Raw genomic sequence first — 11,773 nt, 5'->3', positions numbered from 1 at the left:
TTTTGGCTATCGAAATGAAAACCGTTTATTTCTTCGTTTACGTTTAGAAATAGGTCACTGATTTTGTCACCCACGGCTTTTGGTGAAGAACCATAGTTTTGTGAATATATGATATTTCAGGATGATGGACAATCTGGTACAACCGACTATGAACGAATAGATTTTCAACGGATGATACGAGATATTGAAACAGGCAAAGTGGACTGTATTATTTGTAAGACGCTTGCGAGAGCTTTTCGGAATTATTCTGACCAAGGCTATTTTTTAGAAAGAATATTCCCTCTCTACAATGTGCACTTTATTAGCATAGGCGACCCAGCTATTGACACCTATATAAATCCAGAGGTCATACAGGGATTAGAAGTGCCAATGACAGGACTATTGAATGACCGTTATGCTGCTCGTATATCAAACGATGTTCGTCGTACTCTTAATACAAAACGACGAAATGGTGAATTTATCGGCTCATTCGCTCCTTACGGCTATAAAAAGAACCCTGAAAATAAAAATCATCTTATTATTGATGAAGAAGCCGCACAAGTTGTCCACAACATTTACCATTGGTTTGTCTATGATGGCATGAGTAAAGCAGGGCTTGTGAAACATTTAAACGAATTAGGTGTTCCAATACCATCTCAGTATAAACGACAAAAAGGGTTTAATCACCGTACACCCAATGATACTAAGAATGATGGCATGTGGGCTTTAGGGACAATCCATCGTATCTTAACCAATGAAATGTATATTGGTACAATGGTACAGGGTCAACAGCGAGTGGTTAGCTATAAAATTCATGATAAAATTACACCACCAGAAGAAGAATGGTTTGTGGTGGAAAACACACATGAACCAATTATTAAAAAATCTTTATTTAAAAAAGCCCAAAGTTTACAAAAACGTGATACCCGTACCACACCAGATGAAAAAAACGTCCATCTTTTCTCTGGCTTCCTTCATTGTCCAGACTGCGGAATGGGCATGACAAGGAAAATAAAGCGACACCAAAGAAAAACAGGATTGAAAGAATATGCTTATTATGTTTGTTCTACCTATGCGATTAAACATAAAGGAAAATGCACACTTCATAGCATGAATGTAGAGGACATCACAGAAGTTGTATTACGAGCGATACAAACACAAATAGTGCTTGTGGATGATATGACCATCATCGTTCAAGAAATTAATAAACAGCCTATTGTTCGGACAAAATCAAAACAATTAGAACAGCTATACAAGGTAAAACAACAAGAGCTAGAAAAAATAACAGCCGTCACAGATAATCTATATATGGATTGGAAAACTGGAGATATTACAAAAGCTGAATATTCATGGATGAAAGCTAAATTTGAGCAGAAAATGAATGAAGTGACACAGGTGATTGCCAACCTCGAAACAGAAATGGCGACTGTTCAAAAAGGCATTGGTGTGAACCATTCCTATCTCCAAACATTTTTAAAGCATAAAAATATTCAAGCACTTGACCGAGGTTTATTAGTTGAGCTGATTGATACGATTTATATTCATGAGAACAAAGAAATGACGATTCAATTTAATTTTGCAGACCAGCATCAGCATATGTTGGAATTTATTCAACAAAACAAGAAGCCATTCATGACAATGAAAAACCAAGTGATGTGATTCGCTGACTTGGTTCTTTCCCCTTAAATTCTTCTATATATGCTCCATTATGACCTAAAAATTTAATAATCTTTGGACCTTCTATTGTAAATGTCATATTTTTTAAAACGGTTTTATGTTTATAAGATTTCACAATATTTTTTACTTCAATTTTCACGTATTATCCCCCCTGTAGCATTTTTTGTAATTCTTCATCGGAAATACCTAATCGCCGAGCCTCCTTTTTTAATAGCTCAATATGCTGTTGCAAGAAATTTTCTTTGCGCTTAGCAATTAAAATATTTTTTGCATCTGGATGTACAAACATACCAACACCTCTTTTTTTATAAATAAGACCTTTATCCACTAACTCATTCACACCTTTCCCAGCAGTAGCAGGGTTAATCTGGTATTCCTTAGCAAATTCATTTGTGGAGGGAAGGCGATCCTCAGGCTGTAACTGTCCATCTAAAATAGCATTCTCAACCCTTTCACGAATTTGTTGGAAAATAGGCTTCTCATTATTAAAAGAATGAATCGCAATGCACCTCACTGTTCATTGGTTAATTGCATGTGTAACTAACCATATAACGTTAAGCTTTTTTGTCAATCAAATATTTAACGAAGCAGCTATATGTAGGTGATGTTTCTTTACGATAAAAAATGGTTATAGAATCTTAAAGAGTAGCACGGATAGAAACTTTTCCCATCGCAAAATATTATCAACAATATTACATGAGAGGATAGTAGCTCCATGTTTGCATATATGCGATAAAAGTGCTGTGCATATACTGACAGTAAAGGGGGGAGGTGAGCTTTTATGAGAATTAACTGGAAGGTTCGTCTTCAACATATACCATTTTTACTGGGGCTATTTTCACTATTACTGTTACTAGCACAGCAGGTAGCGGCTATTTTTGGCTTTGAATTAACAAATGCAATGGGTGACCAAATTTCCTCTATTTTCAATACAATTTTATCCATTCTTGTGCTACTAGGCGTAGTTGTAGACCCAACAACAAAAGGCACAAGTGATAGTGAACGAGCTTTAATGTATCGAAGACCAAGATAAAATAAACTAAAAGTGTAATTTTACAATTTTGATATATATGTTATAATGTTAAAAAATTGATAGAGTAGGGAGGGTGATTGCATGTCCCTTGAATTGGAGCGAAGAATTGCTAAGCTTGAAGAGGAGATGGCGGATTTACGCCAGGAATTACAGCACTTAAAACATACGCAAGGCTCTGAGAAAATAAACACGCTTAATGCCAGACAATCAATGATTGAGCAGGCAAGACCAGTAGTACCAAAACCAACACCACCAAAGCCACTAAGAGAACCAATCAATAAACCAGCACTTACACCAAAGCCAAAGTCAGCGAAAGTGCCAGAAAAAGAGGTGCAACCACAGCCAACGATGGAGGAACGTGTTATGTGGGCACTTCCAAAGGTCTTTATGGTTATTTTAGTAATGGGGGTGCTTTGGGGATTAAAGCTTGTTAGTGATTATGGTTATTTATCGAATGGCGTAAAAATCATCCTCGCCTATGCATTATCGGTAGGGCTAGCAGCAATAGCCTATGGGCTGGAGCGTAAAAAAGCAGGCTCATCTGCCATTACGATTTCATTATATGGTGGGGCATTTATTGTTGGTATTTTAACAACAGCAGCTAGCGCTATTTTATATAACATGATCGCTTTAACACCAGCTCTTGGTATTACGTTTGTTTATATTGGCTATGGAATTGCTATTAGTTATTTTAAGAAAAACGAAGCACTTACTATATTTGTTGCATTTACATCTTTATTATTACCATATTTACTAGAATATATGGACTTTAATGCTGTTATTATTTCAACCTTTGTTATCGTGCTATTTGCGATGCTGCAAATAGTCATTTATCAGCATAAGCAAAAGCTGGCACTTTATGTTGCAACATTTTTCTCTGTTGTTGCTGTAAGTGTTGTTGCATTTATGAACTACGAGCAACGACTTGTATTTGCACTAGGTCTACTTGCTATTTTGGCAATCTTTTATGCAAGCTGGTGTCTTTTATATAATGCACAATCTAAATGGAAGCCACTCCATATTGGCTGTTATTTTACATTGAGTACATTTAGTTTGTTATTAATGAATTTGATAATCCCTTCTCTTAATGTAGGGGAATGGTTATTATTTATCTTTATAGGCTTATTAGCTGCTGTGGCTGCATACAGTTACCGACAAAAGTGGCAGGAAGTATTTGATAGTGCGATTACGCTTGCATTTGTTATTTTATGTAATGCACTCTTAATTATGAATATACCAAATAATGTAGAAGACTTACTTTACCCACTTATTACCTTTGCAGGTGTCATGATGAGCTTACGCTTACGGGCAAGTATGATGAAGGTTGTAAGTTCGGGTAGTTTTATGATAACGTTGGTGCTTAACTTTATCTTCCATGAACCAATGCCGTTCTTTAGCATTGATCATTTAAGCCTAGTAATGCCAATTGTATATCTTGCTGTGATTTATGTATATGCAAGACGTCCAAAAGAGGTATTATCGCCATTTGAAAAGGTTATGAAAGATTTATATGTCATTGATATTTTAGCTGTTATCACAGTAGGCTACTTCTTAGCCTATATTAGCAAGCTAGATACAGCTTATATTGTTAGCATGGATAATGTTCCATATATGATGTGTATCGCATTAGCAGTGTTATTTACAGTGTCACTATTTGTACAGGAGCACTATAAAGGGCGTGCCTTAACACCAGTGCTTGGCGCATTTTTCTTATTATTTGCGATTATGGTCGGCACAAGGCCAGCAATGATGGAAAGCTTAAATCTTGGAACAAGAATCATTTACCTTGCCGTAATTGTAGCAATTATTGTGGACATTATTGTCAAAGGCTATATTTATCGCTTATACGAAAAGCATATCGAGAAATATGTAGATGCCATTGTCACATCAGGCATTATACTAACGATGATATCCGTTTTAGGATTTGTACAACAATTTACGTACAATAATATGCTGGATTGGAAAGTAAGCATTGCCTTTACAACACTGACATTATTCCTAACAGCTAGCATTGCTCTTTGGCTTAGCTCAACCCATCAGTTCAAAGCATTACGTACAACAGGCTTTCTTATTTTAGTCGTAGCATTTATCAAACTAATCTTCTTCGACCTATCCGCCCTTGATTTATTAATTAGAGCCATCCTATTTATCACAATCGGTGGTATTGGGATGCTGTTATCAGGTAGGCTGCTGCGGAAGAAGGAATAAAGTAAGGGGATATGGTTATCAGTAGAAGGTAACCATACAAATAAAAAATGCCAAGGCGTTGATTTAACTAGCGCTTTGGCTTTTATGCTGCTAATGAAAGAAACCTTTTCAACAGCTTTCGGCTATTTTATATTTCTAGTATAATATCTTCTGTGATATTTATATCATCAGGCTGAGGCGGAGATGTATTTGGCGGATTACCATTACCTGTACCGCCACCACTACCAGTTCCGCTATTTCCTTTTGAAGCATTGCTTTCACTGAATGTAATAGAAGCACCACCATCCACAAGAATCGTATCTGCAACGATCGCTCCTTTAATATGTGCACCTGCCACTACCTTCACGTCAGCATTCGGTGCAATAATATGCTGTCCCTCTGAATTAAAGCCACCATTAAATGTAATATTATCTCCACCAGAGTAGACATTACCCTTTACACCAACACCGCTTGTAAATGTTAAATCTGCTTCTTTTGCATAAAGTGAGCCATTAATCTGTGTTTCACCTAAAATCGTTACCGGTTTAGTGCCACTATATAAAAAGTTGATTTGACTAACGTCGCCGCCATTATTAAAGGAGCCTTTAATATTGAGCGAGTCTTTGACGTAAATATTGAGCTTTCCTGTACCAATAATTTTAATATGCCCTTGTAAAATATTTAGGTCTTCAATATAGAGGTCTTTATCGGTATCACCCACATTGATAGTAATGGTATTATTTTGATCAACTTTAAATTCTTTAAAATGTGTATCACCAGTTAAATTAAGTGTGTAATTATTTGTTATATAATTAATTGCTTGGAAATTACCATTATTAATAACATTTGTTTTATTCCATGGATCCGCTGCTGCCTCTTGATTAGGAGGGTAACTTAATTGAGAGAGAGTATTCATTCGATCATCTGGAAAAGGTGCAAGTACGTTGCCAGATGGAAAATCCTTACTGTCCGTGACTTGATCTTTATATTTATTAAGACCATCATTATCGACATTAAATTTATCTGGAGAAGTACCTATAGTTCCATTTATAGAGGCTCCACCTTTTAGTGTAATCGTTCCACCAGCACTTGCCACATTGCCATTAATAGTACCTCCCGCATTCACAATAATATTGCCCTTTGTTTGTACCGTATATTCATTTGGAATAAAATGACCGTCACTAGTCGAGCCACCACCCGATCCTCCAGTAGTACCATCACTTGATCCCCCAGTAGTACCATCATTCGATCCTTCTGAAGTGACTTCTAATACTGCTGTTACATTTTGCTGTAAGGTTCTTTGTATAGATGTGCCTTCGAACTCACCAGTCGACTTAATTGTATATTGAAGGCTGGTTGCATTGTTTAAAGTAATGAATATATTTACTTTAGGTGTATGCCCAAATTGGTCATCAAATGTAGGTGTTTCAAAATTTTCAAATCTTGAGTCATCTAACGCTATTTCTATTCCTACATCTGCTGCTTGTATAGGGTATCCTAAGTTAACTAATTCGGTTTTTAAAAAAGCTTCAAGGTCTGGTGGATCAGGAATTAGCTTTTGCTCATAAAGCCGTTTTTGTTCGTCATATTTTTCTTTTGCTAAATCTTTAGCAGTCTTAAAGTGTTCACGCCCATAATTTAATCCAGCCTCTGCAATATAGTAAACAGACTGATCATCTCGTTCATGATCAGAGGTTTTTAAAGTATTACTTGAAACTTTTAAAATACTTAAACCTAATACCGATATTAAAATAATGGTAAAAAAAACAAGTAGAAAAGTATAGCCATTGTCATTTTTTAATACTACTATTTTATTGTTTTTCATAAAACTCCTCCCACATTTAATTTTTGATACTACGTGAAGTTAATTCTGCATTTATTTCTTTATCAGATGTATTTACAATTTTTATGGTTAGAACAACAGGAGTATCTTTTTTAGCCTCTAGTTTAAATTCTTTAATATTATTTGCAATAATCTCCCCATTTCGGGTAATTGTATTGTTAGAAAGGGTATATGTTTGTTGTCCGTCGCTAGTAGTAAATGTATCAGTAGCATCATCAAATTTCGTTGCTTTTCGAAAATCCTTGGTAATTAATTTAAGTACATAGGAAGTATCCTGTAAATTTTTGTTTTTTGTAGTTTGTTTTTGCTGTGTTGATGTGCTGGAGCTTAATATACTAAATAGAAGAACTGAGATAATGCTGATAATAACGACGAGGGCCAATGTTTCGACTAAGGTAAAGCCTTGCTGCTGTTTTTTTCGCATTTTTTTATCAGCCTCCTAATTTATATCTATTTTCTATTTTACTTTTGACACTTGTATCTTCTTTTACTTCTATAATAATAGGTGTTAAGCCTAAGTTGTCAGGGTCTTTTAATGTTACATAAATGTGTACGGCATCGACTTGTTTTACCCAAATATTCTCACTAGTAGATTCTTTATGATAATTTAACGGACCTTCTAAAACTGTTTCTATAGGGTTATTTCGATATTTATAAATACTTTCCATTTCCTTTTGGGCAAGATAGGTAGCATTTACAATATCATCGGAGGTTGCCGTTGTTTTACTCGATTGTAAAAACATGCTCATAAAACTTAAAAGTATAATAGAGATTAACAGAATAGAGGCAATAACTTCAATTAAGGTAAGACCATGCTCTTGCTGGACAAGGTTATTTTTTTTCATAAGTCCCTCCTAATATTTTTAAAAATAAAAATGGGTTTATTTCGATTTATTTATCTTATTACAATTAATTATAAATATTTCTTCCTATTCCAGTGCTCTACAAAGGTGACCACTCATTGGTGAAGAATAGATAAAAATAACTATTAAGGACATTATAACAAATTCCAAGTATGTATCGAGTGAAATTTAAGGTTGTGTATAGTTCTTTATAACTAATTAATGAATTATTTTCGAATTTTTATATGGGTTAGCTAATTAAAATCGGAATAAAGTTGCATTTTTGGTAGTGTCAAAATACTATAGTTGTAGTATTATTTGTATATACTCACAATGCGAAAAGTTCAATAAAAGGATGATGTGAATGAAAACTTACATAAAAATAATTAGCTCATTTTTAGCAATTGTTATAATCGTAGGAATTTTAATTCCATCATTTGTGTTAAATGATACAGTTTTTGCCAAAAATGATGTGAAAAGTTCGACAATTGGTGGTATAAAAATCGAGGCTGATAATCGTTCAGATTTAGTAACAATACTAGAACAAGCTGTTTTAGATTGGCAACAGGCTGAAATAACTATTAGCGGTGCTGATATATCGCAGGTCATTAATCCTAGTCACTTTACTTTTGATGTAGCTGCAGCAATTGCACAATATGAAAATTTAACAAAAAAGCCTTGGTATGCATTTTGGCAAAAGGAAAAGGTTGTACATATTCCGATTCCTGTAACAATTGATGCTGCTGCTATTCAGCAAATCGAGCAAGTAGGTGTTTGGGATATTGATAAAACACTTCAGCAATTAACAATGCAGGCGGGTTATTTAAAAGAGCATGAGGTTGAGGCGGCTATAAATGATGCAGTGATGCAAACAGGGGAAAGAATAGCCTTTCAGGTTGCAGATTTACCAAGTACGGAAAAAGGCATTGCAAAGGTTATTCCATTATTGAATGATGTGACACTTGTACCAAATCAGGCAACCTCCTTACTGACACTGTTAGGAGAGCAGGTGGGTGCTGTCAATGATGCTGGCTTAGATTTTATAGCGTCTACGCTCTATAGTGTACTTCTTCAAACAGACTATGAAATTTTAGAGCGACATTCTCAGCAAGAAAGTCCCTCTTATTTACAGCAAGGGATAGAGGCAGATATAAATGCTGCTTTAGCGAAAGACCTGCAATTTATGAATCGCTCTGAGCAGCTTGGTAAATTAAAAGCAACCATTGAGGGAAATCAATTAAAAATAGAAATTTTTGCAGCAGTCAAAGATAAGGATATTACGGTACGTGTTAGCAAGGACAAAATTGTAAAGCCACGTGTAATTTATCGTTATTCAGATGAATTACAAGCAGGGCAAGAACGTGTTGAACAAGAGGGCAAAGAGGGAGCGCGAGTTGAGGTCTATCGTTCGATTGTACAGGATGGTGCAACAGAGGATCAGTTTGTTAGTAGAGATTACTATGCGCCTCAAAACCGTATTGTGACACGTTCATCAAAGGAGCCTGTTACAGTAACAGCACCAACACAAAATGCTGGTACAAATGCCTCAGACCCTGATTTAGACATAGATTTAGATGGCAATGGCTTACCTGATGTAGAGTCTTCTACACCAGAGGAGTCTTCATCACAGGATGGCCCTGAAATTGTCTATGGCTATTATGATAAGGGTGGTAATTTCGTACAAACAGGTCCATAACGATTGGAGGTAATAGGATGGCAATGAAGCCAGGGCGCAAACGTTTAGGGGATTTACTTGTAGAAGCGGGCGTTATTACAGCTGAGCAGCTAGACTATGCACTAGCGACGAAAATGAAAGATGAGAAATTGGGCGATTTTCTTATTAAGGAAAACTTCTTAACGGAGCAGCAGTTAATTGAAGTATTGGAATTTCAGCTTGGGATTCCACATATTAGCTTAAATCAATTTTCCATTAGCCCTGAGTTATTGCAATTAATTCCAGCGGAGCTTGCTAAACGTACAAATATTATGCCGATTCGCAAGGAAAAAAATAAATTATTTATTGCGATGGAAGATCCTATGGATTATTTTGCCATTGAAGAAGTTCGTATGGCAACAGGCTGTCAAATTGAAACAAGTATTGCAGCCAAGGATGATTTATATCGCACCATTACGAAATATTATGATTTGCAGGAATCGATGGATGCTGCAATGTTGGATATAGCAGCTACAAGCACTGAAACACAAGAGGAAATGGAAAATGAGGATTCTCCAATTGTTCGGCTTGTGAACCAAATTATTGCAAATGGTGTTGCACAGCGCGCAAGTGATATTCATTTTGATCCACAGGAAACTGAGCTGCGTGTGCGTTATCGTGTAGATGGTGTGCTTCGTACTGAACGCTCATTGCCAAAGCATATGCAAAATGTGGTGCTGGCACGTATTAAAATTATGGGTAATCTCAATATTACCGAAAATCGAATTCCACAAGATGGACGTATTAAAACAACGGTTAATTTTAGACCTGTCGATATTCGTTTAGCTACATTGCCAACTGTTTATGGAGAAAAAGTAGTTATGCGAATTTTAGATTTAACAAATGCGGCTAATGATATTGATAAACTTGGCTTTAGTGACAAAAATGAGGCACTTTTTAGAAAAATGATTGCCCATCCTAACGGCATTATGCTAATTACGGGTCCAACAGGGTCAGGGAAATCCTCCACATTGTATGCAGCGCTTTCTCATCTAAATGAGGAGGGCGTGAATATTATTACAGTTGAGGACCCTGTGGAATACCAGTTAGATGGTATTAACCAGATTCAAGTAAAAGAAGAGGTTGGTTTAACCTTTGCAGTAGGCTTGCGTTCTATTTTACGGCAAGACCCCGATATAGTAATGGTAGGGGAAATTCGTGATCTTGAAACAGCACAGATTGCGATTCGTGCATCATTAACAGGTCATTTAGTATTAAGTACATTGCATACAAATAGTGCAGTAGAATCTATTTCAAGGTTACATGATATGGGGATTGAACCATTTTTATTATCCTCCTCACTTGTTGGGATTATGGCACAGCGTCTTGTGCGTAAAGTTTGCCGTGATTGTGCAGAGCTATATACATTTACATCACGTGAGCTTGAAATATTAGAGGAAAATGGTATTGAAGGTGTGACACATGGGAAAAAAGGGCGAGGCTGTCCTGCCTGTAACCATACGGGCTACCGAGGGCGTATGGCAATCCATGAAATTCTTCCTGTTGACCGACAAGTAAAGGATATGATTTTAAGTCGTGTAGGAGATATGGCTTTGCGTGATTATATGAAAGAGCAGGGCTATCACACATTATTAATAGATGGACTATTAAAGGTTGTGGATGGTCAAACAACAACAGCAGAAATTTTACGTGTTGCAAGTGTAGACTAGGGGTGATGGAAATGACAGCATATTCAATTGTTGAATTATTAACATATGCATTTGAGGAAAAAGCATCAGATTTGCATTTAACAAAAGGCATTCCGCCTGTCTATCGTATCCATGGGCAGCTACAGCAATATGGCACAGTGCCACTGGAAACAGAGGACTTAAAGGATATGGTCAAGGTGATTCTCCCTGTGCATAAGCAGCAGGAATTTGAAGAAAAGGGCGAAACAGATTTTAACTTTTCATTGCCTGGGAAATGTCGCTTTCGTGTCAATGCCTATCATCAGCGCAATGAAGTAACCATAGCAGCTCGTTTAATCGAAGCAAAAATTCCTTCTATTGAGGCATTAAACATGCCACAAGTGCTATATCGACTTGCAGAAAAGCCACAAGGACTTATTTTAGTAACAGGCCCTACTGGTTCTGGTAAATCTACAACACTTGCAGCAATGATTGATTATATCAATGAAACAAGGTCGAAACATATTATTACATTAGAAGACCCGATTGAGTATTTGCATACACATAAAAAGTCAATTGTTAATCAGCGTGAGATTGGCGTTGATACAATGAGCTTTGCCAATGGTTTACGTGCATCTTTACGACAAGACCCCGATATTATTTTAGTGGGGGAAATGCGTGATTATGAAACAATTTCAACAGCGATTACGGCTGCTGAAACAGGGCATTTAGTCATGGCAACGCTTCATACAAGTAGTGCACCAACAACTATTGACCGATGTTAAAACTTTATAAATTCTTAAAAAATGAATTGTAATTATAAGGTTAAATTCCCTGTTCAACGAGTCCCGCCTTGCCGAAGCTACTACG

At 36.3% G+C, this 11,773-nt stretch carries 10 protein-coding genes and 1 pseudogene; 6 read left to right on the top strand and 5 right to left on the bottom strand.

All coding sequences use genetic code 11. From position 1 onward, the window contains the following. Positions 1–108 precede the first annotated feature (108 nt). Positions 109–1,638 (top strand): recombinase family protein, encoded by a 1,530-nt coding sequence (locus ACIQVU_RS19735; RefSeq protein ID WP_402896929.1) that lies wholly within the window; start codon positions 109–111, stop codon positions 1,636–1,638. On the opposite strand, the gene ACIQVU_RS19730 is transcribed toward ACIQVU_RS19735, so the two are convergent. Further along, positions 1,610–1,795, bottom strand: a complete 186-nt coding sequence (locus tag ACIQVU_RS19730; protein ID WP_340804891.1) for a P-loop NTPase family protein — start codon at positions 1,793–1,795, stop codon at positions 1,610–1,612. The genes ACIQVU_RS19735 and ACIQVU_RS19730 overlap by 29 nt on opposite strands. Positions 1,796–1,798: 3 nt before the next feature. Continuing rightward, a complete protein-coding gene (locus ACIQVU_RS19725) occupies positions 1,799–2,170 on the bottom strand; it encodes a GntR family transcriptional regulator (RefSeq protein ID WP_340804892.1) in 372 nt (123 codons plus the stop codon). Between the two features lie 267 nt (positions 2,171–2,437). Between ACIQVU_RS19725 and ACIQVU_RS19720 the strand changes: the two genes are divergently transcribed. After that, positions 2,438–2,689, top strand: coding sequence for a phage holin (locus tag ACIQVU_RS19720; protein ID WP_340804893.1), 252 nt, complete (start codon positions 2,438–2,440; stop codon positions 2,687–2,689). An 81-nt stretch (positions 2,690–2,770) separates the two neighbouring features. Beyond that, positions 2,771–4,897: a DUF2339 domain-containing protein gene (locus tag ACIQVU_RS19715; RefSeq protein WP_340804895.1), complete on the top strand. Its 2,127-nt coding sequence runs from the start codon at positions 2,771–2,773 to the stop codon at positions 4,895–4,897. A gap of 127 nt (positions 4,898–5,024) precedes the next feature. Here ACIQVU_RS19715 and ACIQVU_RS19710 read toward each other — a convergent pair whose 3' ends face one another. The 3 genes from ACIQVU_RS19710 to ACIQVU_RS19700 are packed head-to-tail and all read right to left on the bottom strand — an operon-like array spanning position 5,025 to position 7,564. Next, entirely contained in the window at positions 5,025–6,701 is a 1,677-nt protein-coding gene (locus ACIQVU_RS19710) for a DUF7305 domain-containing protein (protein ID WP_340804896.1), read from the bottom strand. Positions 6,702–6,717: 16 nt separating this feature from the next. Beyond that, positions 6,718–7,143, bottom strand: coding sequence for a PulJ/GspJ family protein (locus ACIQVU_RS19705; protein ID WP_402896926.1), 426 nt, complete (start codon positions 7,141–7,143; stop codon positions 6,718–6,720). A 7-nt stretch (positions 7,144–7,150) separates the two neighbouring features. Further along, positions 7,151–7,564, bottom strand: a complete 414-nt coding sequence (locus tag ACIQVU_RS19700) for a type IV pilus modification PilV family protein (protein ID WP_402896924.1) — start codon at positions 7,562–7,564, stop codon at positions 7,151–7,153. A 361-nt stretch (positions 7,565–7,925) separates the two neighbouring features. Here ACIQVU_RS19700 and ACIQVU_RS19695 point away from each other — a divergent pair, with 361 nt between their 5' ends. From ACIQVU_RS19695 to ACIQVU_RS19685, 3 genes and pseudogenes are all read left to right on the top strand, one after another. Further along, positions 7,926–9,257: a G5 domain-containing protein gene (locus ACIQVU_RS19695; RefSeq protein WP_340804900.1), complete on the top strand. Its 1,332-nt coding sequence runs from the start codon at positions 7,926–7,928 to the stop codon at positions 9,255–9,257. A 17-nt stretch (positions 9,258–9,274) separates the two neighbouring features. After that, positions 9,275–10,945, top strand: a complete 1,671-nt coding sequence (locus tag ACIQVU_RS19690; protein WP_340804902.1) for a GspE/PulE family protein — start codon at positions 9,275–9,277, stop codon at positions 10,943–10,945. A gap of 11 nt (positions 10,946–10,956) precedes the next feature. Beyond that, positions 10,957–11,682: pseudogene (locus tag ACIQVU_RS19685) on the top strand (type IV pilus twitching motility protein PilT); the annotation flags it as partial. Positions 11,683–11,773: the final 91 nt, after the last annotated feature.

This window comes from Lysinibacillus sp. NPDC098008 (genome assembly GCF_044760715.1).
Lineage (GTDB): Bacteria > Bacillota > Bacilli > Bacillales_A > Planococcaceae > Lysinibacillus.
Note: the sequence above shows the minus strand (reverse complement) of the source record. Positions and strands in the feature narration are given on the sequence as shown.

Bases quoted from the DNA above. Each gene is read 5' to 3' on its own strand.
- ACIQVU_RS19705 (WP_402896926.1), bottom strand. From the start codon at position 7,143: ATGCGAAAAAAACAGCAGCAAGGCTTTACCTTAGTCGAAACATTGGCC.
- ACIQVU_RS19695 (WP_340804900.1), top strand. From the start codon at position 7,926: ATGAAAACTTACATAAAAATAATTAGCTCATTTTTAGCAATTGTTATA.
- ACIQVU_RS19690 (WP_340804902.1), top strand. From the start codon at position 9,275: ATGGCAATGAAGCCAGGGCGCAAACGTTTAGGGGATTTACTTGTAGAA.
- ACIQVU_RS19715 (WP_340804895.1), top strand. From the start codon at position 2,771: ATGTCCCTTGAATTGGAGCGAAGAATTGCTAAGCTTGAAGAGGAGATG.
- ACIQVU_RS19735 (WP_402896929.1), top strand. From the start codon at position 109: ATGATATTTCAGGATGATGGACAATCTGGTACAACCGACTATGAACGA.
- ACIQVU_RS19700 (WP_402896924.1), bottom strand. From the start codon at position 7,564: ATGAAAAAAAATAACCTTGTCCAGCAAGAGCATGGTCTTACCTTAATT.
- ACIQVU_RS19710 (WP_340804896.1), bottom strand. From the start codon at position 6,701: ATGAAAAACAATAAAATAGTAGTATTAAAAAATGACAATGGCTATACT.
- ACIQVU_RS19720 (WP_340804893.1), top strand. From the start codon at position 2,438: ATGAGAATTAACTGGAAGGTTCGTCTTCAACATATACCATTTTTACTG.